The sequence below is a fragment of the Rhizobium sp. SG570 genome, from assembly GCF_012275345.1.
GTDB lineage: Bacteria > Pseudomonadota > Alphaproteobacteria > Rhizobiales > Rhizobiaceae > Rhizobium > Rhizobium lusitanum.
The window spans coordinates 17,507-40,423 of the sequence record NZ_JAAZQI010000022.1 but is presented as its reverse complement, the minus strand read 5'-3'; the positions used below and the strand labels follow the sequence as shown (position 1 = coordinate 40,423).

At 61.6% G+C, this 22,917-nt stretch carries 29 protein-coding genes; 18 read left to right on the top strand and 11 right to left on the bottom strand.

Annotation, left to right across the window (positions count from 1 at the left end):
• Positions 1-90 precede the first annotated feature (90 nt).
• Entirely contained in the window at positions 91-663 is a 573-nt protein-coding gene (locus FHT28_RS30480; protein WP_168598234.1) for a carboxymuconolactone decarboxylase family protein, read from the top strand.
• Positions 664-711: 48 nt separating this feature from the next.
• Complete coding sequence (locus tag FHT28_RS30475; protein ID WP_168598233.1) at positions 712-1,389, top strand: DJ-1/PfpI family protein; 678 nt, start codon at positions 712-714, stop codon at positions 1,387-1,389.
• A 143-nt stretch (positions 1,390-1,532) separates the two neighbouring features.
• Here the strand turns inward: FHT28_RS30475 and FHT28_RS30470 are convergent, their stop codons facing one another.
• Positions 1,533-2,483: a LysR family transcriptional regulator gene (locus tag FHT28_RS30470; protein WP_168598232.1), complete on the bottom strand. Its 951-nt coding sequence runs from the start codon at positions 2,481-2,483 to the stop codon at positions 1,533-1,535.
• Positions 2,484-2,600: 117 nt separating this feature from the next.
• Here FHT28_RS30470 and FHT28_RS30465 point away from each other — a divergent pair, with 117 nt between their 5' ends.
• From FHT28_RS30465 to FHT28_RS30435, 7 genes are all read left to right on the top strand, one after another.
• Positions 2,601-3,149: a carboxymuconolactone decarboxylase family protein gene (locus tag FHT28_RS30465; RefSeq protein WP_168598231.1), complete on the top strand. Its 549-nt coding sequence runs from the start codon at positions 2,601-2,603 to the stop codon at positions 3,147-3,149.
• 85 nt (positions 3,150-3,234) lie between these two features.
• Entirely contained in the window at positions 3,235-4,095 is an 861-nt protein-coding gene (locus FHT28_RS30460) for an alpha/beta hydrolase (RefSeq protein WP_168598230.1), read from the top strand.
• Between the two features lie 92 nt (positions 4,096-4,187).
• Entirely contained in the window at positions 4,188-4,571 is a 384-nt protein-coding gene (locus tag FHT28_RS30455) for a nuclear transport factor 2 family protein (RefSeq protein WP_168598229.1), read from the top strand.
• Positions 4,568-5,335 (top strand): SDR family oxidoreductase, encoded by a 768-nt coding sequence (locus tag FHT28_RS30450; RefSeq protein WP_168598228.1) that lies wholly within the window; start codon positions 4,568-4,570, stop codon positions 5,333-5,335. The genes FHT28_RS30455 and FHT28_RS30450 overlap by 4 nt, the downstream gene beginning before the upstream one ends.
• A 122-nt stretch (positions 5,336-5,457) precedes the next feature.
• On the top strand, positions 5,458-5,922 hold the full coding sequence (locus FHT28_RS30445; RefSeq protein WP_168598227.1) for a nuclear transport factor 2 family protein: 465 nt from the start codon (positions 5,458-5,460) through the stop codon (positions 5,920-5,922).
• Positions 5,923-5,972: 50 nt separating this feature from the next.
• Complete coding sequence (locus FHT28_RS30440) at positions 5,973-6,947, top strand: alpha/beta hydrolase (RefSeq protein ID WP_168598226.1); 975 nt, start codon at positions 5,973-5,975, stop codon at positions 6,945-6,947.
• 97 nt (positions 6,948-7,044) lie between these two features.
• On the top strand, positions 7,045-7,818 hold the full coding sequence (locus tag FHT28_RS30435; protein WP_168598225.1) for a cyclase family protein: 774 nt from the start codon (positions 7,045-7,047) through the stop codon (positions 7,816-7,818).
• On the opposite strand, the gene FHT28_RS30430 is transcribed toward FHT28_RS30435, so the two are convergent.
• Positions 7,812-7,952 (bottom strand): hypothetical protein, encoded by a 141-nt coding sequence (locus FHT28_RS30430; RefSeq protein WP_168598224.1) that lies wholly within the window; start codon positions 7,950-7,952, stop codon positions 7,812-7,814. The genes FHT28_RS30435 and FHT28_RS30430 overlap by 7 nt on opposite strands.
• Positions 7,953-8,307: 355 nt before the next feature.
• Between FHT28_RS30430 and FHT28_RS30425 the strand changes: the two genes are divergently transcribed.
• Together FHT28_RS30425 and FHT28_RS30420 are read left to right on the top strand one after the other, a co-directional pair.
• On the top strand, positions 8,308-8,895 hold the full coding sequence (locus FHT28_RS30425) for a hypothetical protein (protein WP_168598223.1): 588 nt from the start codon (positions 8,308-8,310) through the stop codon (positions 8,893-8,895).
• A gap of 274 nt (positions 8,896-9,169) precedes the next feature.
• Positions 9,170-10,093 (top strand): zincin-like metallopeptidase domain-containing protein, encoded by a 924-nt coding sequence (locus FHT28_RS30420; RefSeq protein WP_168598222.1) that lies wholly within the window; start codon positions 9,170-9,172, stop codon positions 10,091-10,093.
• 3 nt (positions 10,094-10,096) lie between these two features.
• On the opposite strand, the gene FHT28_RS30415 is transcribed toward FHT28_RS30420, so the two are convergent.
• Positions 10,097-10,270, bottom strand: coding sequence for a hypothetical protein (locus tag FHT28_RS30415; RefSeq protein ID WP_168598221.1), 174 nt, complete (start codon positions 10,268-10,270; stop codon positions 10,097-10,099).
• 535 nt (positions 10,271-10,805) lie between these two features.
• Between FHT28_RS30415 and FHT28_RS30410 the strand changes: the two genes are divergently transcribed.
• Complete coding sequence (locus FHT28_RS30410; RefSeq protein WP_168598220.1) at positions 10,806-11,114, top strand: DUF736 domain-containing protein; 309 nt, start codon at positions 10,806-10,808, stop codon at positions 11,112-11,114.
• 60 nt (positions 11,115-11,174) lie between these two features.
• Here the strand turns inward: FHT28_RS30410 and FHT28_RS30405 are convergent, their stop codons facing one another.
• Both FHT28_RS30405 and FHT28_RS30400 read right to left on the bottom strand, forming a co-directional pair.
• A complete protein-coding gene (locus FHT28_RS30405; protein ID WP_168598195.1) occupies positions 11,175-11,795 on the bottom strand; it encodes a hypothetical protein in 621 nt (206 codons plus the stop codon).
• A 96-nt stretch (positions 11,796-11,891) separates the two neighbouring features.
• Positions 11,892-12,302 carry a SyrB-like regulator gene (locus FHT28_RS30400; RefSeq protein WP_168598219.1) on the bottom strand — a complete coding sequence of 137 codons (411 nt, stop codon included), beginning with the start codon at positions 12,300-12,302 and terminating at the stop codon, positions 11,892-11,894.
• Positions 12,303-12,693: 391 nt separating this feature from the next.
• Here FHT28_RS30400 and FHT28_RS30395 point away from each other — a divergent pair, with 391 nt between their 5' ends.
• From FHT28_RS30395 to FHT28_RS30385, 3 genes are all read left to right on the top strand, one after another.
• The gene (locus FHT28_RS30395; protein ID WP_168598218.1) at positions 12,694-13,002 is read left to right on the top strand and encodes a DUF736 domain-containing protein; all 309 of its coding nucleotides are present in this window, start codon (positions 12,694-12,696) and stop codon (positions 13,000-13,002) included.
• Between the two features lie 315 nt (positions 13,003-13,317).
• Positions 13,318-13,488, top strand: a complete 171-nt coding sequence (locus FHT28_RS30390) for a hypothetical protein (RefSeq protein WP_168598217.1) — start codon at positions 13,318-13,320, stop codon at positions 13,486-13,488.
• Between the two features lie 264 nt (positions 13,489-13,752).
• Positions 13,753-13,926 carry a hypothetical protein gene (locus FHT28_RS30385; RefSeq protein ID WP_168598216.1) on the top strand — a complete coding sequence of 58 codons (174 nt, stop codon included), beginning with the start codon at positions 13,753-13,755 and terminating at the stop codon, positions 13,924-13,926.
• Positions 13,927-13,961: 35 nt separating this feature from the next.
• Here the strand turns inward: FHT28_RS30385 and FHT28_RS30380 are convergent, their stop codons facing one another.
• The 6 genes from FHT28_RS30380 to traC form a co-directional block, all read right to left on the bottom strand.
• Entirely contained in the window at positions 13,962-14,306 is a 345-nt protein-coding gene (locus FHT28_RS30380) for a thermonuclease family protein (protein ID WP_318284068.1), read from the bottom strand.
• A gap of 224 nt (positions 14,307-14,530) precedes the next feature.
• The gene (locus FHT28_RS30375; RefSeq protein ID WP_168598214.1) at positions 14,531-14,791 is read right to left on the bottom strand and encodes a WGR domain-containing protein; all 261 of its coding nucleotides are present in this window, start codon (positions 14,789-14,791) and stop codon (positions 14,531-14,533) included.
• Positions 14,792-15,011: 220 nt separating this feature from the next.
• A complete protein-coding gene (locus tag FHT28_RS30370; RefSeq protein ID WP_168598213.1) occupies positions 15,012-15,200 on the bottom strand; it encodes a hypothetical protein in 189 nt (62 codons plus the stop codon).
• A 15-nt stretch (positions 15,201-15,215) separates the two neighbouring features.
• Positions 15,216-17,159 (bottom strand): Ti-type conjugative transfer system protein TraG, encoded by a 1,944-nt coding sequence (traG, locus tag FHT28_RS30365; protein ID WP_168598212.1) that lies wholly within the window; start codon positions 17,157-17,159, stop codon positions 15,216-15,218.
• Entirely contained in the window at positions 17,146-17,361 is a 216-nt protein-coding gene (locus FHT28_RS30360; RefSeq protein WP_047563694.1) for a type IV conjugative transfer system coupling protein TraD, read from the bottom strand. Before FHT28_RS30360 ends, traG begins: the two co-directional genes overlap by 14 nt.
• A gap of 4 nt (positions 17,362-17,365) precedes the next feature.
• Positions 17,366-17,662, bottom strand: a complete 297-nt coding sequence (gene traC, locus FHT28_RS30355; RefSeq protein WP_168598211.1) for a conjugal transfer protein TraC — start codon at positions 17,660-17,662, stop codon at positions 17,366-17,368.
• A gap of 256 nt (positions 17,663-17,918) precedes the next feature.
• Here traC and traA point away from each other — a divergent pair, with 256 nt between their 5' ends.
• From traA to FHT28_RS30340, 3 genes are read left to right on the top strand one after another with little or no spacing between them, the layout of a single operon-like run.
• Complete coding sequence (traA, locus tag FHT28_RS30350) at positions 17,919-21,221, top strand: Ti-type conjugative transfer relaxase TraA (RefSeq protein ID WP_168598210.1); 3,303 nt, start codon at positions 17,919-17,921, stop codon at positions 21,219-21,221.
• The gene (gene traF, locus FHT28_RS30345) at positions 21,218-21,748 is read left to right on the top strand and encodes a conjugative transfer signal peptidase TraF (RefSeq protein WP_168598209.1); all 531 of its coding nucleotides are present in this window, start codon (positions 21,218-21,220) and stop codon (positions 21,746-21,748) included. The genes traA and traF overlap by 4 nt, the downstream gene beginning before the upstream one ends.
• Positions 21,669-22,916 (top strand): conjugal transfer protein TraB, encoded by a 1,248-nt coding sequence (locus FHT28_RS30340; RefSeq protein ID WP_168598208.1) that lies wholly within the window; start codon positions 21,669-21,671, stop codon positions 22,914-22,916. Before traF ends, FHT28_RS30340 begins: the two co-directional genes overlap by 80 nt.
• The last annotated feature ends 1 nt before the right edge of the window (position 22,917 follow it).

Below are 22,917 nucleotides of genomic sequence, written 5' to 3'. Positions count from 1 at the left end.
CTCTTTTAAGGGACGCGTGTTCGGCTGGGGCACCCTTAGAAACCACTAGCGCTGGCTGCGAACGGACGCATTGCCACTCGGAGCATTTCAATGCCACGCCCAAGAATATCAGCTCGTGACGACGCGCCAGCCGCCAGCAAGCCAATTTTGGATTTCGTTTATCGAACATTGGGCGTCGTGCCCAACGAGGCGCGGTTGCTCGGCAGCAGCCCCGCCGCGCTGGAAGCCTTCACAGCACTTCAGGCGGGCCTTTCCAAGGCTCTCGACGTCAAGACGAGGGAACGTATCGCGATCGCGGTCGCACAAGTGAATGGCTGTGATTACTGCTTGTCGGCACACAGCTACATCGCCACGAACTTCGCGAAACTGGCTCCGGAAGAGATTGCGCTTAATCGCAGAGGCGCATCGAAGGATCTACGCGCTGACGCAGCGGTAAACTTTGCTGCGAAGGTGGCCAGACATCGTGGCCGCGTTAGCGACGAAGACATCACAGCCGTGAAGCGTGCAGGCTTCGACGATGCCGAGATCGTCAAAATCGTCGCGGTCGTGGCTCAGAACAGCTTCACCAACCTGCTGAATACCGTCGCCAAGACTGAGATCGACTTCCCGGTCGTCCAGACCAATTACGGCGCTGAATCTGACGACAAGCAACCACTACCTTAACCCTGACTCCATTGTGAATGAACCCCAACCTCTTCGAGGAGAACTTCCATGACTACAGTTGTCATTCCCGTCTACGACGAAGTCACGCAGCTCGACTTCACAGCTCCGCATCAGTTTCTGACGATGATCCCCGACATCAAGGTCTTAGTCGCATCGCTTGGCGGGGGCCCAGTGACTTCGCAGGGCCTGTCCTTCGGCGAGTTGGCGGATCTTGAAGCCATCGAGACGTGCGACGTTCTCTGCGTGCCTGGTGGGCTGGGCGCCATCCATATGATGGAAAACGCGCGTTTCATGGCTGCGGTTCGCCGTCTGGCGGACGGGGCCACCTATGTGACCTCGGTCTGCTCAGGTTCGTTGATCCTCGGCGCCGCCGGCGTCCTTAAGGGGCGCCGGGCAGCTTGCCACTGGGCGTGGCGGAGCCTCCTGCCCGACTTCGGAGCGATCCCCGACGACTCACGGGTCGTGCGTGACGGTAATATCATCACCGGTGGAGGCGTGACGGCCGGCGCCGACTTCGCCCTCACACTGATTTCGGAATTGCGTGGCGAAGATGCAGCCCAATGTGTTCAGCTTGCGTTGGAATACGAGCCGGCCCCACCGTTCAATGCGGGCAATGCGCATACCGCTCCGACCCACATCCGCTATTCCGTCATGGCCCAGATGGGCGAGCAGATGGGTGACACGCCGAACCGGATGAAGGCGATTGCGGCGGGCATGCGAGGCTAGCGAGATCGGCCCGCCTGGCGCCGCCACCGCAGGGAGCGGGTTGCTTCGATCGAGGCGGCCCGCTCCTTCTGACGTGTGACCGGACTAAGCGGTGAACATAAGGCCCAGCGGGGCCCTAGGCGAAAGCGAGATGACGTCCATTTTCAGTTAAGCCCTTGGCTGACCACTGCTCCATCATCCTGCTCGTATATCTGTCCGATGGCACGTAGCCGCTGTTGCAGTCGGGGTGCCACGAAATCCAGGAATGCCCTGAGTTTCAGAGGTTGGTGCGGGCGGGGGGTATGGACGATCTGCACCGGAAAAGGGGGCGGCGCCCAATCGCGCAGGATCGGCACCAGGACCCCGTCACGGACACTGTCTGCTGCCTGATAAGAAATGATGTAGGCGATACCGAGCCCAGCGGCAGCGCCAGCAATCACAGCATCAGCCGTATTTACGGAAAAGCGTGGGCGGATAATCGTCGTCTGTTCGCCTCGCGGGCCGGCGAAGGTCCAGTCCCGCCATAGCTCGAGCCCCTCGTAGGCGATGCAGTCGTGTTCGGCCAGTTCGTCCGGAGACGAAGGCGAACCCCGTCGAGCCAGGTAGTCGGGACTCGCGCAGGTCACCCAACGAACCTCGCCGACGCGCTTGGCGACAAGCGCGCTGTCCGGCAACTTACCGAGCCTCACCGCGACGTCGACATGGGATTCAACCAGGTCGACGACACCATCGGTCAGGGCCAGCCGGACCGTGACCTCAGGGTAAGCCCCAAGAAAGTCATGGATCACCGGGGCAACATGCATTTTGCCGAACATGATCGGCGCGGTGATCAGCAGCTCGCCGCGGGGCGCCCGGTACTCGCCTGAGGCAGCCCGTTCGGCTTCAGCCAGTTCGTCAAGCACGCGCCGCGCCGAGGCGACATAGGCGGTTCCCGCCTCCGTGAGCAGTAGCTTGCGGCTTGTGCGCACCACCAACTGCGAGCCAAGCATGGCCTCAAGGTCCGAAACACGGCGACTGACCGTAGGCAAGGGGATGTTCAAGGCCCGTGAGGCGGCCGACAGGCTCCCGCCATCCACCGCGGCGACCAAGGTACGCATAGCCTCAAATCGATCCATAAAGCCTCTCGTAAAGCGGAAGTCTGGCTTTCAGTCTTAGTGGCTAATCGCGGAATGTGGAAGGCGTTACTTCTTTTCTGGCAGGCAAATCGAACGAACGTGGTCAGGAACAATCCAATGTCGCAGATACCGACGCCCAGTGTGGATGAAGCGCCCTCGCAGTCTCGCTCCCTCCTTGCGCAGGTGAATGACAGGCTTGGCGCGATCCCGAACTTCTACCGGGTCGTTTCCAATAGCCCGGCCGCGCTTCAAGCGGTGCTGAGCTTCCAGTCCGCGCTTGATCAGGGTGCTCTGGACAGCCTCGTTGCTGAGCGCATTGCGCTGACGGTGGCCGAGGTCAACGGCTGCGATTACTGCCTATCCGCCCAGACCTTTCGGGTTCGCAAGCTCGGCAAGCTGGATGACATCGAGATCACGGCAAACCGGAATGGCGCATCAAACGACATCGTCGTCGATGCATCCCTTCGGTTTGCAAGGAAACTTGTTCGCGAGCGCGGGCATGTGACGGAATTGGATGTCGACGACGTGAGACGCGCTGGGTACTCGGACGCTCAGATCGTTGAGATCATCGCCCATGTCGCTCTCAACGTCTTCACCAATTTCGTCAACGAGGCGCTGAAGACGGAAATCGACTTTCCCAGAATCGGCGCTCGTCGGCCAGCCTGACGACCCTGACTTTTCGACTTTTACAACGCAGGCGCAATGGCGCGCCTGTGAAACCTCTCGCACACCCTCAATAAGGAGAAGTACCATGACTGTTCGTTTCAAGACCGCCGATGTTGACGGCCTCAAGCTTTTCTATCGCGAAGCCGGTGACACAGCCCGGCCTACGGTCCTGCTGCTGCACGGCTTCCCGAGTGCCAGCCATATGTTCAGGGATCTGATCCCCGAACTCGCCGACAAATATCACGTCGTCGCTCCCGATCTGCCGGGCTTCGGCCAGACCGAGCAGCCGTCGCGGGACAAGTTCGTCTACACCTTCGAGAACATTACCAAGGTGATCGCTCGTTTCACCGAAGTGATCGGTCTCGACAAGTTCGCGATGTACGTCTTCGATTACGGCGCGCCGGTGGGCTTTCGTCTTGCCGTCGCGCATCCCGAGCGCGTCACCGCGATCATCACGCAGAACGGCAACACCTATCTTGAGGGCGTGTCGGAGGCGTTCGCACCGGTCCAGGCCTACTGGATTGACCCAAGCCAAGCCAATCGAGATGCGTTGCGGGGTTTCCTGGCTCCCGAGACGACGCTGTTCCAATACACCCACGGCGTCGCCGACCCGAGCCTCGTGTCGCCGGACGGTCGCAATCTCGACGACTTCTATCTGTCCCGGCCGGGCAACGATGAAATCCAGCTCGATCTCCTGTTGGATTACCAGTCGAACGTGGCGCTGTACGACACTATCCAAGCCTATCTACGCAAGCATCAGCCGCCCGTGTTGGCGGTCTGGGGCAAGAACGATCCGTTCTTCATCCCGCCGGGCGCCGAGGCCTTCAAGCGCGACGTTTCGTCGGCCGACGTGCGGTTCGTCGACAGCGGCCACTTCGCGCTGGAAACCCACGCAGCCGAGATCGGCGCCGCGATGCGCGAATTCCTCGCCAAGCACGTCGGCTGAGGCCGTCACTGTGCCCTGGGCGTCGCTTTAGGCGACGCCCCTTGGATTGGACCAATGAGATGGCGGCATCGCGACCGCTTTAGGAGACTGACATGCAAAACCCCGCAGAAATCGTCCGCAGCTTTTACGAGAGGCTCGGCGTCGGCGATGTCGCCGGCGTCCTCGACCTGATCGCCGCCGACATCGAATGGACGACCATGTGGCACTACAAGGTCACTGGCCCTGGGCTCGTCGGCATCGTCGACGGAATTTTCAAGCCCTTGATGGCGGAGTGGTCGCAGCATTCGCTGGTTCCGACGGAGTTGATCGTCGACGGCGACACCGTGGTGTCTCTGGGTGATTTCACCGGCAGGCACGCAACGACGGGCAAAGAAGCTCGGGCTCGCTACGCGCACGTCTGGACAATCAAGAACGGTCAGATCGCGCGGTTTCGTCAGTACATCGACACGTTGGCCGTGGAAGGGGCTCGGTCATGAGCCGGGTCGCGATCGTCACCGGCGCCAGCAGGGGCATCGGCCGCGGCACGGCGATCCGGTTGGCGCGAGACTTCAAGGCTGTGACCCTTGTCGCGCGCTCGGCCGAATCCTTGACAGAAACCGCCGACTTGGTTCGCTCGGCGGGTGCCGAACCGCTCGCGCTGTCCCATGACCTGAGGGAGCCGGAAGCAAGCGGAGCAGTCGTCAAGGCGACACTCAAACATTTCGGACGTATCGATGCGTTGGCTTGCATAGCCGGCGCGGTCCTCCAGGCCGACCTCTTCGCGCTGACCGACGAACAATGGGACGACGGCCTCGCGCTGAAGTTCCACTCAGCGCGTCGCCTGACCTTGTCGGCGTGGGATGCGCTGAAGGCGTCGCGGGGTTCGGTGGTCATCACGTCGGGAACGTCGGCTTACACTCCGAAGGCCTCGCTCGCTGCCGTTGGAACCATCAATGCTGCGATCGTCGCACTCGCCAAGGCATTCGCCGATCGCGGCATCAAGGACGGGATTCAGGTGAATTCAATCCTTCCGGGTTCGGTCATGACCGATCGCCGGCGGTCCATGCTGCAGGGATATGCCGACACGCATGGTCTGGGGCTCGACGAGGCGACGGAGAAGTTCGCGGTCGAGATCGGGATCGCGCGCTATGGCGAGCCCGACGATATCGCCAACGCCATTGCTTTCCTGTTCGCGCCGGAGAGCCATTGGATGACCGGGACGGCCCTGCGGGTCGATGGCGGGGAATCAAAACTCGTCTGAAGCCAGAAAGCCCGCCGGCCCGGGTCTCAGTGACCGGGCGGGCGGTGATGAATTGAGGCAATCTAGGGTCGGAGCGGAGGTCGCCTGGCCAGTTCGATGCGAAGCAACGCCAGGAGATGAACATGAGCCGTCCACCGATACCCCCGTTTACCGAGGAAACAGCGATCCAGAAGGTTCGCGCCGCCGAAGATGCCTGGAACACGCGCGACCCGGCCCGTGTGGTGCTCGCCTACACGTCTGATAGCCGGTGGCGAAACCGAACCGAATTTCCGGTGGGCCGTGCGGAGATCGAGGCTTTCCTCGTTCGAAAGTGGTCACGCGAGCTGGATTATCGGCTCATCAAGGAGCTTTGGACGTTCACCAGCAACCGTATCGCTGTCCGGTTTTCCTACGAATATCACGAAGATGGCGGCCAGTGGTTTCGCGCCTACGGCAACGAGAATTGGCTGTTCGACGCCGACGGCCTTATGGCCGTCCGATACGCGAGCATCAACGAACACCCAATCGCCGACGCTGAGCGAAGGTTTCGCTGGGCGTTGGGCCGCCGCCCGGACGATCATCCGGGCCTCACAGACTTGGGCTTCTGACGGCCCTTGTTTTCCTAAAGCACAAACGCGGATTCGCGTGGAGTTTTGTTATGGCCAAAAGACTATTCGATCGCATAAAGGACCGCTTGGCTACAGCGGCCGCCGTGACATCGGTGGCGCTTGCGCTTGCCACGCCGGTTTATGCTGCAACGCTGGAATCGACCACCGAGACCACGACATATCACCGCGTGCAGGTCGACGGGACCGGTGTCTTCTATCGCGAAGCCGGGCCTGCCAATGCCCCGACGATTGTCTTGCTACACGGTTTTCCGTCGTCGTCGCGCGAATTTGACACGCTCATCCCTCTGTTGGCCCCTCGTTTTCATGTGATCGCTCCTGACTTCCCGGGATTTGGTCACAGCGACGCGCCGGCGGCCTCGGCATACGCGTACACCTTCGACCATCTTGCGCAGGTGATGAATGATCTTCTGACGAGCCTCAAGGTCGACCGCTACACCCTCTACATCCATGATTACGGCGCCCCGGTGGGCTTCCGGATGATGCTGACGCATCCGGAACGGCTGCAGGCGCTCATCACACAGAACGGCAATGCCTACCAGGAAGGGCTTGGCCCGAAGTGGTCCCAGATCGCGCAATATTGGGCGAACCCGAAGGGCCATCCGGAGGTGCTCGACGCCTTCTTGTCGCTTGCCGCGACCGAGCAGCGCCACACGGCGGGTAGCGCCCATCCGGAGCGCTACAATCCGGACACGTGGACCGATGAGTTCGCCCACCTTTCACAACCCGGACAGCGTGAGATCCAGGCGGCGCTGCTGTACGACTATCGAACCAACGTTGCGTCTTACCCGACGTGGCAGGCCTGGCTCCGCGAGCACCGGCCTTCGACCCTTGTGGCCTGGGGCGCCAACGACCCGTCATTCGTGGCGCCAGGCGCCACGGCGTTCAAGAGGGATCTTCCCGACGCGGAGGTTCACCTGCTGGACGCTGGTCATTTCGCGCTCGACGAAAAGACGGACGAGATTGCACGCCTGATCCTGGACTTCATGGGAAGGCACGTCCGGTGAGGTGTGGTGTGCGGCCCGCATGCTTCAGAAACCGAGAGAGCGGCGCTGGGCTGACGGTTCGCATGACCGGAGACGGCGGAGTGACAGGAGATTGGCGATGAGTTTTTTGGCGATCGGGGCGGAGCGTGTGATCGATCTGACGCACGAGCTGCATGAGGATTTCCCGACTCTCATCGGGCAGAAGCAGTTTTCGCGACGCAGGCAGCTCGCCTTCGAAAAGGCGGGCATCAACATCGACACCATAATGTCGACAGAGCATGTGGGGACGCATTTCGACGCGCCGCTGCATTTCTCCGAGAACGGGCGATCGGCCAGCGAGGTCCCGGCCGCTCAGCTCGTCGTGCCGCTGTGCGTCATCGACATCCGTGAAAAGGTGGCAGCCGATCCCGATGCGCGGCTGTCTATCTCGGACCTTGAGGTTTGGATTCAACATCATGGGTCCATGCCCGACAACGCTTGCGTGGCGATGCTGTCGGGCTGGGGGCGTTTCGTCGGCGACGACAAGTTCCGAAATGCCGACGTTGACGGCAAACTTCACTTTCCTGGCGTGGACGCACAGGCTGCTCAATACCTGCTGGACGAGACAAGCGTAGTTGGCCTTGCCGTCGATACGCTCTCCTTGGACGCCGGTGCCGCGACCGACTTTCCGACCCACCGCATTTGGCTGCCGGGGGGGGCGCTGGGGCCCGGAATGCGTCGCCAACCTCCACGAGGTTCCACCGCATGGCGCGACGATCATCGTCGGCGCGCCGAAGCATCGTGGTGGCACCGTAGATCCGGCTCGTGTGCTGGCTGTCCGATAAGCGTTCGGTCGGCATCGCCGGCAGATGAGGTTCAACGTACATTCCGCAGAAATCGAGGCTTTCAGTGACCCGGCTCACGCATCAAACCGCGCCAAAGCAATATCTCGACGCTGACGGTACTCGATTTGCCTATCGCCGCTTTGGATAGGCAGTTGATGTCCCGATCGTGCTGAACCAGCACTTCAAAGGTACGCTCGACCATTGAAGATGATCCTGATCAGCGCCGGATTACGGGGCGCGGATATGCCGGTTACTTCGGGCTGGGATTCGAGGTCGCCCCCGTACCGGACTGCCCTTCTTGTTCGCTGCGGTCTGAACCAGCGGCCAGTCGTTTCAAGGCCGCTGTCGCGCCGCGGGGCGGCCAACCCAGCCTCACTGCACAGGGCAGGCCAGCGGTCCCAAGCAGGTCAAAACCTGCTGGCCCGCAAACCTACCCGGCTGGTTCAGCCGGATCGGACCTATGAAGCCGCCCGTCCTTTGCCGGTTCTTAGTCAGCCGCATCGAAGGGCAGACCGGCACGGGCCGGAACCGCTTCGGCAGTCAAGGAAGGAACAGACATGGCCAAGCCCGCAACTCCCAACCGCTCCAACACACGAGTATCGCAATCTCGTCGCGGCACCACCCTGGAAATGGTCCGCCACACCTGCCCAGACGCCACCCAGGCACTCAAGATCGCCGAAAGCTTCGGCACTACGATCGTCGACAGCGATGGCATCCGCAGGCTGCATGAGCGGCTGATCGTCGAGACCGCCGACAGCCTCTCAGAAGGCTTGGGCGAGAAGGCCATGCAGATACACCTGCAGCGCATCATCGGGGCTTTTGTCGGATCGGCGCATGGCGCCGGGCAGTTTTACTCCCGCGCCGTTACCGAAGCACGCGACGCAACCGCCAAGGCATCCAACGATGCCCGCGATGAGGATCTCGACGGTCCGGTCGGCTATGACAGCGGCGCTCAGCGCAAGCGGGAATTTGCGGCTGACATGGGTATCCAGTCCCATGCGCTACGCATGGCGGCCGAGGGCGCGGTAGCGGCCTACGAACAGGTCGTCGGGGAGACCTGGAAGCCCTTCGACCGGCCGGTCGAAAACCCGGGCGCATCGCTCGACCGCAAAGCAGCTGAGGTTCAGATGGCTGCATTCGGATGACGCACTCGGCGGGGTCTCACCCCACCTCCTCTTTCTGATCCGAGGCCGGCGCCTGCAGCGCCGGCCTTTCTTATGTCTAAAAGGAAAACTGGAGACGCGCCTATCGCGGCCCGTCCCGCTCGGCGGTCCTGCAGGAGCCGGGCGCCCATGCAACGGCTTTGCCGTCCTCCACGTTGTTGCGGCCTTCGGTGCCTGGTCACACCATTGGCCCCTGACCTCGGACCTCCGTGACGGGCCGCGATAGGCGCGGTCATAAGGTACGGAGAGACAAGTCATGAGCAGGAAAACGGATTCCAACCGCGTCGACATCTATGCGCGGATCACCGATCGGATCGTCGAGGACCTCGAACAGGGCGTGCGTCCCTGGATGAAGCCATGGAGCGCCGCCAACACCGACGGTCGCATTACCCGGCCGGTGCGGCACAACGGTCTTCCTTATTCGGGCATGAACGTGCTCCTTCTATGGTCGGAGCAGATATCGCGTGGCTTCGCCTCGTCGATGTGGATGACCTTCAAGCAGTCCCTCGAACTGGGCGGGGCCGTGCGCAAGGGCGAGACTGGCTCGACCGTCGTCTTCGCCAGCCGCTTCACCAAGTCTGAAGCGGACGGGAACGGCAACGAAGTCGACCGGGAGATCCCGTTCCTGAAGGCGTATTCGGTGTTCAACGTTGAGCAGATCGAGGGGTTGCCCGACAGCTATTACGCGCCGTCGGCCAAGGCAGTTGACCCGATCGCGCGGATCGAGAGCGCCGATCGCTTCTTCCACAATACCGGCGCAGTCATCCGGCACGGCGGCAACCAGGCCTACTATTCCCCGATCATGGACTGCATCCAGATGCCGCCCTTCGAGGCCTTTCGCGATGCCGCCGGGTACGCGGCCGTCCTCAGTCATGAGGCGACCCACTGGACGGCGGCGGAGCATCGTGTCGGACGTGACCTGTCGCGCTATGCCAAGGACCGTACGGAGCGGGCGCGGGAAGAACTCGTTGCCGAACTTGGCAGTTGCTTCCTCTGCGCCGACCTCGGTATCGCGCCGGAGCTTCAGCCGCGGCCGGATCACGCTTCTTATCTGCAGTCCTGGTTCTCGGTGCTGGCCAACGACAAGCGGGCGATCTTCCAAGCAGCAGCCCATGCTCAACGCGCCGTGAGCTTTCTGCATTCGCTGCAGCCGGAGACGGATGTGCAGGCTGCGGCCTGACCCTTAAGCGCGGTCGGCACCACCGGTGGCGGCCGCCTGATCCTTCTCACGCTGGTCGCTAAGACCTTGTGCAATGTCAGCATCCAGCCTTCCCCAGATCGACGGTTTTGCGGCGTCGGGTTTCGGTTTGCGGGACGGTTTGCGTTCGACGATGAACGGCTTGGTCTGCTGACGCATTGATCCTCCAGGCTGTGATTCGCGAGCGCAACGATATCGCACGAGGCGTGGTGGGCAAGTCGGACGATGTCTGCGTGGAGCTCGTTTCCCCAATTGAAGCAAGCAGCGACGACGGTGCAAGTGGGGCATGGCGCAGGCTACCATTCCTGCCCAAGGCAAATGCGGCGGAACGCCACTGCCCTATCCCTTCCCGTTAGAATTTCCGGCAACCCATCTGCGGGCTCGATGAGGCATGTCTGACCGGAGACCGGCTGCGCCTCGATCGTTTTCCCACAACGACAACTCGCGGATTTCTTACCCCGGAGCCCAGTCTACCCCACTCGACAGGTCGAGCGGGGACCCCAGCTTGGGCTCCTCCTTGCCCACTAACAAATCCGCGACTTGCCGCCCTCCATTTCATTGCGGCCCTATTGCCACCCCACCGCGCAGGCGCGCTGGGGACCCCGGCTGGGTGCGGTCCGATCGTCACCGGTCTGTTCGACAGCCATCGAGGCCGCGATGGGCGCGGCCCGAACACGAGAAAAGGAATACGACAATGGCAACCATCGGCACCTTCACCTCCGCCGAAAACGGCTTCACCGGCTCCATCCGCACTCTCGCCCTCAACGTCAAGGCCCGCATCGCCCGGGTCGAGAACCCCTCCGACAAGGGACCGCAGTTCCGCGTCTACGCCGGTAGCGTCGAACTGGGCGCCGCCTGGCGGAAGACCTCCGGTGAGGGCCGCGACTACCTCTCGGTCAAGCTCGATGATCCGAGCTTCCCCGCCCCGATCTACGCAACGCTCGCCGAGGTCGAAGGCGAAGACGGTCTCCAGCTCATCTGGTCCCGCTCGAACCGGGACTGACTGACATCACGAGGCTCCGCCATCGGCGGAGCCTTTTCCCTTATCGGAATTGGGGCGACATTAGCGCCCGTCGAACCTGGCGAGCATCCTGCGCAATTGCGCGTTCTGCTCGATGAGCTTCTTTGCAAGCTGACGCCGCAACGCGTCGACCTCAGCGTCGAGGTCGGCCATTTCATCCATGAATGATTTCGGGACGGCAGCGACGGCAGGAGCAACCTCGGCGGTTTGGGTGGCGGAAACCACAGGCTCCACGGTTGGATTAATATTCTTTCGACGTGCCGGCGCTCGCTTCCCCAGTATTTCGGCAACTTCAGTCAGCGTGGGAGCAGGCGACTTCTCCTCAGGCTGTTGCGGGGTAAGGAGAGCAGCAGGCTCTTCCTCATCAACTGGGGCCGCAGGAGCCTCTGCTGCAACGGGTGCCGCTGATTCGACGTCAGTCGAGCTAGTATCTTGATCGAGCAGGCTTGCCTTGAGTTGCGCAGCGGAGCGATCGACTGCCGCCGGTTCGATGCCCGGGTGTTCCTCTTCAGAAACCGGCTTGTACTCGAGCGCAACGGTTTTAGCTGCGACTGCAGCGCTCTCTGGCTTCGGTTTACGTGACACCAGGTCAGCCACAACTCTCCATGGTGTTCTCATCACATTACCTTCAAAGCATTGCGGCAGGGAAATAGCCGCGGTCATTCATTGTCACCAAGACCGTGTTGATCTCGGCTCAAACAGGCGAAGAATCGACGGCGCCGTCGCATGCAATGCGTGGCGCCGTTCGAATACCGAAACTCAGGCCTTCCCGAGGCGCTTGCGCAGATCCGCATTCTCGGCGCGCAGCTTTTCGGAGAGCTCCTTGCGAAGCTGTTTGTTCTCTTCCTCAAGCTTGAAGAGGTCGGCGATATCGTCAATGACGTCAACAGAGGTGACGACGGGAGCGGACGCAGCAGCTTTGCGGGGTGCGCGTGTGGCGGCCGCCTTGGGTGCGGGAACCGCCTTTTCGGCCTTGATCGGAGCGGTCTTGGAGCCACGCTTCGCACGAGTCTTCTTGGCCGGCTGTTCAACGGGTGCAGCAGTAGCATCGATGGTAGTGGCTTCGGCAGGAGCTTTCGGTGCCCGAGGCTTGCGGGTCTTCTTCTCGGCGAGAGCTGCGGCCGGCGCTTCGGTGGTCGCAGTTGTTTCAATTGTGTTTTCGTCGGCCATCAGTGTTCTCCTCTGTCAGGCGGGCCAAGCTTTTGATTCGTTGCGAATTAAAGTCAATGCGGGGAGCCGTGTTTTCGCGTGCAATCGGTGCTTGAGAGGCCGCAACGTGCGATTCCTTTCACTGCGCGACGAGGGACCGGTCCAACGCGGACTCGATGAGGCATGTCTGACCGGAGACCGGCTGCGCCTCGATCGTGTTACCGCAACGGCCACAACCACTTTTCTTACCCTGCCGGCTGCGCCGCCATTCCTCTCCGACTAACAAAAGTGGCAATTGCCGCCCTCCACTTCGTTCCGGCCTTATCAGGTGCGGTCCGATCGTCACCGGTCTGTTCGACAGCCATCGAGACCGCGATGGGCGCGGCCCGAACACGAGAAAAGGAATACGACAATGGCAACCATCGGCACCTTCACCTCCGCCGAAAACGGCTTCACCGGCTCCATCCGCACTCTCGCCCTCAACGTCAAGGCCCGCATCGCCCGGGTGGAGAACTCCTCAGACAAGGGACCGCAGTTCCGCGTCTACGCCGGCAGCGTCGAACTGGGCGCCGCCTGGCAGAAGACCTCCGGTGAGGGCCGCGACTATCTCTCGGTCAAGCTTGACGATCCGAGCTTCCCGGCTCCCCTCTACGCAACGCTCGCCGAGGTGGAAGGCGAAGACGGTCTCCAGCTCATCTGGTCCCGCCCGAACCGGGACTGATTGACATCACGGGGCTCCGCCATCGGCGGAGCCTTCTCCTCTACCGAGAATCAAAGCCGGACCCGGCATCGAGCCCGGTCCGGCTTTTTTGGTGCCATACGGAGATGAAGAAAACCTGCTCAGTATCCGATGATGATGCCGACGGGACTGCCGTCGTCAAGGATGAGCGGTGCCCCCAATTTCGAATTGGCAGCGGAGCCGCCAACACGAAATCGGCTCCCCCACCCCCCGGCGCTGCCGGTCGCTTCAGCGATCCCTGACATCGTCATTCCCTATCCGGCGCCGCTGATCGTCTTTCACATAGGAGATCAGACGATGACCTACGAACTCGAATGCCAGATCGAAGAGCTTCGTGCCGAATTGCGTAACGCTATCGACCCTTGCGAGCGCCGCCAGATCGAAGCCGAACTCGATCTGGCACAGGCAGGACTCACGCTGGCGATTGCCGAGATGGATGGCCGCGTCGATGCCGAGCCACCGTTCTGAGGGGGCGGCCTCAAATCGGGTCGTGTGCGTCACGCCGTACCGAAGATCTCCTGTTGACCCGATTTCATTGACATCAGGGATGGTGCGTCCCGGGCGTCTGGCTGCAACCTGATGACGCCAGAATTTTCCTTGGCCGCGGCTCCTCGCGCACCGAAATTCGGTCGCCATCAGGTCCTCCGCTCAGCTTCGGCCCTGCGGGTGCAGCCCTCCTTCCCTGTCCGCTCTTCATCCCCGCAATGAACCGCAATCGACAGGAGATCCACGATGCACCAGCTCGCAAAATTTCTCAGCGCCACCGGCCGCCGACTTCGCATCCTTGGCAAGGTCGTCAGTCACCTCTTCCGCAAGCGCAAGCTCGGCCTGAAGATCGCGATTAAGATTCCGTTCTTCGCGAACGTTGAGCTCAACATCGAAACCGAATGGGAACGGCGCGAGTGAGCGCCGACAGGCGCGGCCTTCACGGGCCGAGCCGGCTAGCACCATGGTTCGCGACGACCTGTCCAGGTCCGAGCCAGCCCTTCCGAGACCAGGATATCGCCGAGGCTGTGGCCATCTCGCGCGAGGATCCGGAGGGTACGGCCATAGCGATCCTTGTCACGACCCGGCCATGCCTGCAATTCGAATGGACCTTGGTTCACCAGTTTGATCAGCCGCTCGGTCGCGCGGTTACCGAGAGCAAGTTCCGAGCCGCATTTTGGGTCGCTGATCTCAGGTCCATCAATGTCTGCAACCCGAACTTTCGTTCCATCGATCCACAGTGTATCGCCGTCAACGACGCAGGTGATCCGCTGGCCGTTGGTGCATTTTTCAAATTTCACCGAAGCTATATTCGGTGCGGCCAGTGTCATTGGCGGAGCACTGACCGCCAGGGCGATGGCGCTTATGATGCCAGGGACTATCGCGAGGATTGCGAGCTTGCGTTGCCTCCTCCTTTTCCGGCAGAAAAGCCGGAGATCATGCGAATATGCCAAACGTCAAATGCTCCTGTTTCATCGTGGTCGAGGTGGGATGTCATACAGAGTCTGCAAGAACTCGCCGACTATCAATGACGGGCTGCCGAAGGGGTGACTCGGTAACCGCGTCTTCGCTTCTGTCGAAGAAGATCGAGGAAAGCTGCGACAGCATCTCGCTCTCTGGCAAAATGCTGAACCTTCATCTGGCCCTGTGCTCCGATCCGGCCCCAGCGACGTGTCAGGCAGACCTCGCCAAACAGATTGGGCTCGATCGTCATGGCATAGAAGCGAGCCATGTTGCGGGATTCGTCCGTGCGTTCGACATAGAGCTGGTAGGGTTGAATGAGCATGGCAGCATAATCGCTCGGCCGCCAAGTTTCGTCCAACTAGAGATATGAATCGATTGCGTCTGACCGATTCATTTTCGTGAAGTTCCGTTTGAGAGCTATGGGCGGTCCGCCGGAGGCGTTCGGCTCTATCCGCCAAGGCGAACGAAGCCCTTCGGTCTTCGCCTATGCGGGTCACGATCTTCCCGCAATCACCAAGCGCCATCGGTCGAACGGACGTCGATCAATATCCGAGGAACCCGAGGATATCTCCGTCATTGAATTCTCCGTAGCCGTCAGGATGCCCGATGACTTCGCCACTGTCCTTATCGATAAGCGCGCCGTCGGCTTCGCGAACCCCAGCCGTGATGCCATGTTTGCGGCATTCCTCGGCCGCCGTCACCTGTGCTTCGCATGCTTCCCAATATCTCATCGTTGCGCCCTCGACCTACCGCACAACAGGTTCATGCGTGCCGGAAGAGTTCTTGTGAAACCTGTTCTCACCGACGCAGGCCTTCATGTCCTCGCGGCGGAACCACACGGCGCGCCCGCATCGAAGGGGTGCATTGCCCGAGGTGAAGACGATCTGTTCGTCGGCGCGCATGCGCAGAACCTCATGCGGAAGGATCAACGGCCGGCGGTTGAGTTGCTTCGACCGCGATCTCGACGATCCCTTCATTCCGGACGAGCGATTGGTTTGGTCGACCTCGACCGTGGTGTCGCCACATCGCTTCGAAATGTAGTCGGCGGTATCAGGATCGTTGATTGCCGAAAACGAAATCCAGGATGCGGATTCGAACCATTTGCTCGTCGCATCACGCCCGCCATACGCCTCGCGCATCTGGCCGAGCGACTGGAAGATCATCGTCAGCGTGATGCCGTATTTACGGCCTGCGTCGCGGGCGGTTTCTAGGATGCGCAGATAGCCGAGACGTGCCACCTCGTCGAGTAGGAAAAGGGTTCGACCCTTCACGTCGCCGTTGCGGTTATAGATTGCGTTCAGCAGCGAACCGATGACGACGCGCGCGAAGCCCGGATGAGCTTCCAGCACTTTCAGATCGAGCGCTATGAAGATGTCAGTTTCGCCGTTTGCGAGATCGTCGCTGGAGAAACTGTCGCCAGAGACCAGACCGGCATAGTTGGGATAGGACAGCCAGTGCGTTTCCTTGACCGCATTGGCATAGACACCCGAAAACGTCTCCGGCGTCATGTTGACGAAGACGGAAACGTTCTCCTTCACGAATTCGGATTCAGACCCCTCATAGATCTTCGTCAAACGTGCTCGAAGCTTCGGCTCGGGCTCGGACAGATTGGCGCGGACCTGGCGCAGAGTCTGGTCTTTTTCATCCGTATATCCTGACAGGCAGACATCGGCGATCAGTGCCGTCAGGAGCTGCATCGCCGAGGCCCTGAAGAAGTCGTCGCGGGCGGACGCCGTGCGTGCATTGTCGGTCATGATCCAGGTGGCGACGGCGACGATATCCTCTTCCTTGGTATTGCCATGACGGCCGATCCAGTCCAGCGCATTGAAGCCCGTGCCCGACGCGGTCGGATCGAGCACCATCACCTTCCGGCCAGCCTGACGCCGGTGCTTGCTGACCATCGGCGCAACCTCGCTCGACGGATCCAGCACGACGAGACCGCCGCCCCATTTTAGCGCGGTCGGGATCGTCACCGAGGTCGTCTTGAAACCCCCGGAACCGGCGAAGACGATGCCATGCGACGAGCCGAAGGAACCGTCGAAGCAAAGCAGCGGCGCCTTGCCGCCGGCGCCCCAGCTTTGCTTGTCATCGGCCCGGAACGGCATGGCGGCAACACCATCGCGATCGACGCGATATCTCTCGCCAATGACGATGCCGCCGTGCTCTGGAAACAGTTTTCCAACCTCTTGCATCGTCATCCAGTCGGCCTCGCCGTGGATTGCTCGCCTGCCACCGATCCGCTTCGGTGCTGCCATTGCAAAGGCGGCATTCCCCTTGATCGCAACACGCAAAGCGAACGCGCTTCCGATGAGGGTGACGCTGGCACCGATCATCGTTGCCGGATCGGCATAGGCGAGAACCGATTGTTTGGCCGGCACGTCGCTGGCAATAGCGGCCAGGCGGATCGTCTCGCGTGCCATGGCGATAATGAGGACCACAGTACTTCCCGCCAGCGTGCTCAGACCGGCGACCTTGATATGCTTCGAACCATTAGCGGCGAAGAGCGCGACGACGCCGATCGCGGCGGCAGCCATATAGGGGAGGGCGAGCCCGACGCGGCCCAGCATCAGCTTCGCCTGCGCGGATGTTCCGAGCGCCGCCAGCCGATGTTCCATGCCTGACGTCAGGATCATGGCCGAGACCATGATTGCCGAGGGCAGGATTGCCAGAAGCAGCCTATTCGCCGTCATTTCCAAAGGCCTCCGCGCCAATTGCCGCTAGTCGGGCCTTTTCCGTCTCGTCGCCCCTGATCCGCCTGTTGGCGTCGATCAGCAGACCGAGCAGCAGAGAACGCTTCTCGTATCGCAGCCCAGCCTTGACGATCAGGCCTCCGAGTTCGATTTTTTCGCGCGTGTCCTTTTTGCGCGCATCTGATGTCATCGCCTTGGCCATCCGCTCAAGCCTCACCAGGCCCGCCCGCATCCGCGCCAGACGTGAACACCGCAGATGTTTCGCTGCCAGTCCTGCCTTCGCCAGCGTTCTTCTTCCCGCTCGCAGCACGTCTGCCTCCGCGAAACCGTTTGGCGATATCCTCGAAGGCCGCCTGAAGCTCTGCTTCGTCAATCTCGATTTCCCCCAGACCGGCCTTCAGCGCGGTACGTCCGATGCGTTCGGCCTCACGGGTTTCGGCCTGTTTCAACTGATCCTGCAGTCTGGCGATTTCTTCCCTGATCCTCGATGACGGCTTCTTCATTCCGGTTGCTCCTTTGAAGTCTGGGCGTTGCAATTGCGACGCCCAGATTCTCCCGGATGCGCTCGAAATGACATCTGCAGATCTGCAGATCGCCAAGGGCGATGCTTCTGTGGATGATCCCGGCCGTTCTGAAGGAATGGCTCCAAGGGCGCAATTATACGTCGCTGATGCGACGTGCTTGCTCACGGCCCTGGCGGGGCCGTCGCGGGGTCGTCGCCCCCGACGAACGAGGGTCGAACCGGGAGTGTCTTGCGCCGTGGCCATTGCCCATTTCTCAGCCAGTATCGTCAGCCGCGGCGATGGCCGCAGTGCCGTCCTGTCTGCGGCCTACCGGCATTGCGCAAAAATGGAATATGAACGCGAAGCTCGCACCATTGACTACACGCGCAAACAGGGTCTGCTTCATGAGGAGTTCACGCTCCCTGCCAATGCCCCGAAATGGGCACGAGCATTGATTGCCGACCGGTCGATCTCGGGAGCCGTCGAAGCCTTCTGGAACAAGGTTGAAGCCTTCGAGAAGCGCTCCGATGCTCAGCTTGCTCGCGACCTGACCATAGCACTTCCGCTGGAGCTCACCCCGGAGCAGAATATCGCGCTGGTACGCGACTTCGTGGAAAAGCACATCCTTGCCAAGGGCATGGTTGCCGATTGGGTCTACCACGACAATCCCGGCAATCCGCACATCCATCTGATGACCACATTGCGGCCGCTCTCCGACGACGGGTTCGGGTCGAAGAAGGTTGCTGTCATCGGTGAGGATGGCCAGCCGGTGCGAACGAAGTCCGGCAAAATCCTCTACGAGCTATGGGCCGGTTCGACGGATGATTTCAACGCCTTGCGGGATGGCTGGTTCGCACGGCTGAACCATCATCTGGCGCTCGGCGGCATTGATCTGAGGGTCGACGGCCGCTCTTACGAAAAGCAGGGTATCGATCTCGAGCCCACCATCCATCTCGGCGTCGGGGCCAAGGCCATCGAGCGCAAGGCGGAGCAACAGGGTGTGAGGCCGCAGTTGGAACGGATCGAGTTGAACGAGCAGCGACGCTCGGAAAACGCCCGCCGGATCATGCGCAATCCGGCCATCGTGCTCGATCTGATCACGCGAGAAAGAAGCGTCTTCGACGAGCGGGACGTGGCCAAGGTGCTGCATCGCTATATCGACGATCCCGGCATGTTTCAGCAGTTGTTAGCGCGCATCATCCAGATCCCCGATGTACTCCGTTTGCAGAGCGATACGATCGATTTCGGCACTGGCGACAGGGTGCCGGCCCGCTACGCCACGCGGGCGATGATCCGGCTGGAAGCGACGATGGCGCGGCAGGCAACGTGGCTGTCGAGCCGAGAGGGTGGGGGCGTTTCCCACTCCGCTCTCGACGCCACGTTCAGGCGGCATGCGCGGCTGTCCGACGAGCAGAAAGCGGCAATCGAGCGCATTGCAGGACCTGCCCGTATAGCCGCGGTCGTCGGACGCGCAGGCGCCGGCAAGACCACGATGATGAAGGCGGCCCGTGAGGTCTGGGAAATGGCCGGATATCGCGTTGTCGGCGGTGCGCTTGCAGGCAAAGCGGCTGAGGGCCTGGAGAAGGAAGCCCGCATCGAGAGCCGGACGCTTGCGTCATGGGAACTGCGCTGGAACCGCGGCCGTGACGTTCTGGACGACAAGACGATCTTCGTCATGGACGAGGCCGGCATGGTCGCCTCGAAGCAGATGGCCGGGTTCGTCGATGCCGTGGTCGGGGCGGGCGCGAAGATCGTGCTGGTCGGCGATCCCGAACAGCTGCAGCCGATCGAGGCGGGTGCTGCCTTCCGCGCCATCGTCGATCGCATTGGCTATGCCGAACTCGAGAGCATCTATCGCCAGCGCGAGGACTGGATGCGGAAGGCGTCGCTCGATCTCGCGCGCGGGAATGTCGAAAAGGCTCTCGTCGCATATCAGGACCAGGGCAGGCTGCTCGGCTCGCACCTGAAGTCCGAAGCCGTCGAACGCCTGATCGCTGACTGGAACCACGACTACGATCAGACAAGGACAACATTGATCCTCGCTCATCTGCGCCGCGATGTTCGCATGCTCAATGTCATGGCCCGCGAAAAGCTGGTCGAACGCGGCATTGTCGGTGAAGGCCATGTCTTCAAAACGGCTGACGGCGAACGCCGTTTCGATGCCGGCGACCAGATCGTCTTCCTGAAGAACGAGGGATCGCTCGGCGTCAAGAATGGCATGATCGGCCATGTCGTCGAGGCCGCAACAAACCGCATCGTCGCAACGGTGGGCGAGGGCGATCAGCGCCGACAGGTGATCGTCGAACAGCGGTTCTACAACAATCTCGACCACGGCTACGCCACGACGATTCACAAGTCCCAAGGCGCCACCGTCGACAAGGTCAAGGTGCTCGCTTCCCTGTCCCTGGATCGGCATCTGACCTATGTAGCGATGACTCGCCATCGTGAGGATCTGCAGCTCTACTACGGGACGAGATCCTTCTCCTTCAATGGCGGGCTGGCCAAGGTTGTTTCCCGAAGGAACGCCAAGGAGACCACGCTCGACTACGAGCGCGGCCAGCTTTATCGCGAGGCGCTGCGCTTTGCCGAGGCTCGTGGCCTGCACATCGTGCAGGTCGCTCGCACGCTGGTACGCGACCGGCTCGACTGGACGCTGCGCCAGAAGGCCAAACTTGTCGATCTCAGCCAGCGCCTTGCTGCCTTTGCCGCGCGCCTCGGCTTCACCCAATCCCCGAACACTCACGCGATGAAGGAGGCCACACCCATGGTCGCAGGCATCAAGACATTTTCCGGCTCTATTGCCGATACGGTCGGTGACAAGCTCGGCGCCGATCCGGCCCTGAGGCGGCAATGGGAGGAGGTCTCGGCGCGCTTCTCCTACGTTTTTGCCGATCCGGAAGCCGCCTTCCGTCCGATGAACTTCGATGCGGTTCTGGCGGACAAGGATAAGGCGAAACAGATGCTGCAGAAACTCGAGGCGGAGCCGGCATCGATCGGCCCGCTGAAGGGCAAGACTGGCATTCTTGCCAGCAAGGCGGAGCGTGAGGCGCGCCGCATCGCAGAGGTCAATGCTCCGGCCCTGAAGCGCGACCTCGAGCAGTATCTGCGTATGCGCGAAACGGCGACGCAACGCATGGCGACTGATGAACAGGCGTTGCGCCAGCGCGTCTCGCTCGACATTCCGGCGCTGTCGCCGGCAGCGCGCGTCGTGCTGGAGCGGGTGCGTGACGCCATCGACCGCAACGATCTTCCGGCGGCGATGGCCTACGCACTCAGCAATCGTGAGACCAAGCTCGAAATCGACGGGCTCAACCGGGCGGTGACCGAGCGGTTCGGGGAGCGGGTGCTGCTGAGCAACGCGGCGCGCGAGCCTTCCGGAACGCTGTACGAAAAACTCTCCGAGGGCATGAAGCCGGAGCAGAAGGAGCAGCTGAAACAAGCCTGGCCGGTGATGCGGACAGCGCAACAGCTTGCGGCTCATGAGCGCACCGTCCAGTCGCTAAGACAAGCCGAGGAACAGCGTCTAACCCAGCGCCAGACGCCGGTGCTGAAGCAATGAGACGGAGGCGCATTCATCTGTTTCTGGCGGGCACCGCCGTCGTTATATCCGCACTGGCGGCGGCTGCGTTCACGCGTGGTTATCGGCTCAACCTGACCCCAAGCGAGCCGCTTGGGCTCTGGCGTATCGAAGAGCTTCAGCGTCCGGTCGCCGTCGGCGATCTGGTGTTTTTATGCCCACCCATGACAGCTGTCTTCGCAGAGGCGCGGCGGCGCGGATATCTTCGGCGAGGGCTATGCGCCGGCGGGTTCGCGCCGCTGATCAAGACTGTCGCGGCACTTGCCGGACAACGTGTCGAAATCACCGATCACGTGCTCATCGACGGCCGTTCGGTTCCCGCATCGTCCCTGTGGGACAGGGATGGCGAGGGCAGGATGCTCTTGCCTGATCCCGGCGGTTTCGTGCCGTCACACCAACTGTTTCTCCATTCACCCTTTGCGAGCTCCTATGATAGTCGATATTTTGGCCCGATTCCGGATTCAGGTCTTCTCGGCCTGGCACGGCCTGTCCTTACCTTCAATCCCTGATCGTCTTCATCAGGTCGTTCTGATCGGCGGCGCGATCATCGTCGGCGTCCTCGGTTGGAGCGGAGATGTCCTGGCACTGCCGCTCGCGATGACGTTCCCGATGCTCTGGGCATTCTCGCGATCACGGGTGACGGCGGCCTTCGTGTCGGCGGGATATTTTCTGGCGGCTTCGCGTGGCCTGCCGCAGGGCGTCGCCAATTTCTATGCGTCCAATCTATGGTCGGGGCTTTTTCTCTGGATTGTCGCCTCGCTTGCCTTCGTCATCCTCCATGCGGCGCTCTGGACGGATCGTCCGGGACAGGCAAGGGCGCTGCGCTATGGGGCGGCGGCTGTGCTGATGGCGATCCCTCCGTTCGGGATAGTCGGTTGGGCGCATCCGATCACGGCGGCGGGCGTAGTGTTTCCGGGTTGGGGGCGGGCAGGTTTCGGCGCCGCTGCAGCCGGCCTCATTGTCATGACGACAAGGTGGTGGCCGGCTGCGGCCATCATCCTGGGAGGATTCTGGCTCTGGTCCGCCGCAATGTGGACAGTTCCGGACCTACCGGAAGGATGGAGAGGCGTCGACCTCGAACACGGGAAAAAGCTCGGCCGCGACACGTCGCTCGAGCAGCAGCGTGATCTGTCGGCCACAGTGAAACATGCCACACGCGAAGGCGCTCGTTTCATCGTCCTTCCCGAGAGCGCACTTGGTTTCTGGACACCGACCGTTGAGCAGTTCTGGCAACGCGAGCTCGCAACCAGCCGCCTTACCGTGATTGCCGGCGCTGCAGTCGTCGAGCGCACCGGTTACGACAATGTCCTGGTGGCGATCTCCGGTGACGGCGGGCGCATCCTCTACCACGAACGCATGCCGGTCCCCGTCTCGATGTGGCAGCCATGGCTAGCATGGAACGAACAAGATGGTGGTGCACAGGCTGGCTTGTTCGCCAACCCCGTCGTCGAACTCGGCGGCAGGAGGATCGCGCCGCTGATCTGCTACGAGCAGTTGATCGTGTGGCCTGTACTGCAGTCGATGCTGCATGGGCCGGACATGATTGTCGCCGCCGGCAATGGCTGGTGGACATCCGGCACTTCGATCATCGCGATACAGCAAGCCAGCGCCGCGGCTTGGGCGCGACTGTTCAACTTGCCCCTCGTCACTGCATTCAACACCCAAGCAGAGGAATAAC

What these genes read in the sequence shown, in the direction of transcription:
- FHT28_RS30480 (WP_168598234.1), top strand. Translation starts at nt 91, where the DNA reads ATGCCACGCCCAAGAATATCAGCTCGTGACGACGCGCCAGCCGCCAGC.
- FHT28_RS30475 (WP_168598233.1), top strand. Translation starts at nt 712, where the DNA reads ATGACTACAGTTGTCATTCCCGTCTACGACGAAGTCACGCAGCTCGAC.
- FHT28_RS30470 (WP_168598232.1), bottom strand. Translation starts at nt 2,483, where the DNA reads ATGGATCGATTTGAGGCTATGCGTACCTTGGTCGCCGCGGTGGATGGC.
- FHT28_RS30465 (WP_168598231.1), top strand. Translation starts at nt 2,601, where the DNA reads ATGTCGCAGATACCGACGCCCAGTGTGGATGAAGCGCCCTCGCAGTCT.
- FHT28_RS30460 (WP_168598230.1), top strand. Translation starts at nt 3,235, where the DNA reads ATGACTGTTCGTTTCAAGACCGCCGATGTTGACGGCCTCAAGCTTTTC.
- FHT28_RS30455 (WP_168598229.1), top strand. Translation starts at nt 4,188, where the DNA reads ATGCAAAACCCCGCAGAAATCGTCCGCAGCTTTTACGAGAGGCTCGGC.
- FHT28_RS30450 (WP_168598228.1), top strand. Translation starts at nt 4,568, where the DNA reads ATGAGCCGGGTCGCGATCGTCACCGGCGCCAGCAGGGGCATCGGCCGC.
- FHT28_RS30445 (WP_168598227.1), top strand. Translation starts at nt 5,458, where the DNA reads ATGAGCCGTCCACCGATACCCCCGTTTACCGAGGAAACAGCGATCCAG.
- FHT28_RS30440 (WP_168598226.1), top strand. Translation starts at nt 5,973, where the DNA reads ATGGCCAAAAGACTATTCGATCGCATAAAGGACCGCTTGGCTACAGCG.
- FHT28_RS30435 (WP_168598225.1), top strand. Translation starts at nt 7,045, where the DNA reads ATGAGTTTTTTGGCGATCGGGGCGGAGCGTGTGATCGATCTGACGCAC.
- FHT28_RS30430 (WP_168598224.1), bottom strand. Translation starts at nt 7,952, where the DNA reads ATGGTCGAGCGTACCTTTGAAGTGCTGGTTCAGCACGATCGGGACATC.
- FHT28_RS30425 (WP_168598223.1), top strand. Translation starts at nt 8,308, where the DNA reads ATGGCCAAGCCCGCAACTCCCAACCGCTCCAACACACGAGTATCGCAA.
- FHT28_RS30420 (WP_168598222.1), top strand. Translation starts at nt 9,170, where the DNA reads ATGAGCAGGAAAACGGATTCCAACCGCGTCGACATCTATGCGCGGATC.
- FHT28_RS30415 (WP_168598221.1), bottom strand. Translation starts at nt 10,270, where the DNA reads ATGCGTCAGCAGACCAAGCCGTTCATCGTCGAACGCAAACCGTCCCGC.
- FHT28_RS30410 (WP_168598220.1), top strand. Translation starts at nt 10,806, where the DNA reads ATGGCAACCATCGGCACCTTCACCTCCGCCGAAAACGGCTTCACCGGC.
- FHT28_RS30405 (WP_168598195.1), bottom strand. Translation starts at nt 11,795, where the DNA reads ATGACCGCGGCTATTTCCCTGCCGCAATGCTTTGAAGGTAATGTGATG.
- FHT28_RS30400 (WP_168598219.1), bottom strand. Translation starts at nt 12,302, where the DNA reads ATGGCCGACGAAAACACAATTGAAACAACTGCGACCACCGAAGCGCCG.
- FHT28_RS30395 (WP_168598218.1), top strand. Translation starts at nt 12,694, where the DNA reads ATGGCAACCATCGGCACCTTCACCTCCGCCGAAAACGGCTTCACCGGC.
- FHT28_RS30390 (WP_168598217.1), top strand. Translation starts at nt 13,318, where the DNA reads ATGACCTACGAACTCGAATGCCAGATCGAAGAGCTTCGTGCCGAATTG.
- FHT28_RS30385 (WP_168598216.1), top strand. Translation starts at nt 13,753, where the DNA reads ATGCACCAGCTCGCAAAATTTCTCAGCGCCACCGGCCGCCGACTTCGC.
- FHT28_RS30375 (WP_168598214.1), bottom strand. Translation starts at nt 14,791, where the DNA reads ATGCTCATTCAACCCTACCAGCTCTATGTCGAACGCACGGACGAATCC.
- FHT28_RS30370 (WP_168598213.1), bottom strand. Translation starts at nt 15,200, where the DNA reads ATGAGATATTGGGAAGCATGCGAAGCACAGGTGACGGCGGCCGAGGAA.
- traG (WP_168598212.1), bottom strand. Translation starts at nt 17,159, where the DNA reads ATGACGGCGAATAGGCTGCTTCTGGCAATCCTGCCCTCGGCAATCATG.
- FHT28_RS30360 (WP_047563694.1), bottom strand. Translation starts at nt 17,361, where the DNA reads ATGGCCAAGGCGATGACATCAGATGCGCGCAAAAAGGACACGCGCGAA.
- traC (WP_168598211.1), bottom strand. Translation starts at nt 17,662, where the DNA reads ATGAAGAAGCCGTCATCGAGGATCAGGGAAGAAATCGCCAGACTGCAG.
- traF (WP_168598209.1), top strand. Translation starts at nt 21,218, where the DNA reads ATGAGACGGAGGCGCATTCATCTGTTTCTGGCGGGCACCGCCGTCGTT.
- FHT28_RS30340 (WP_168598208.1), top strand. Translation starts at nt 21,669, where the DNA reads ATGATAGTCGATATTTTGGCCCGATTCCGGATTCAGGTCTTCTCGGCC.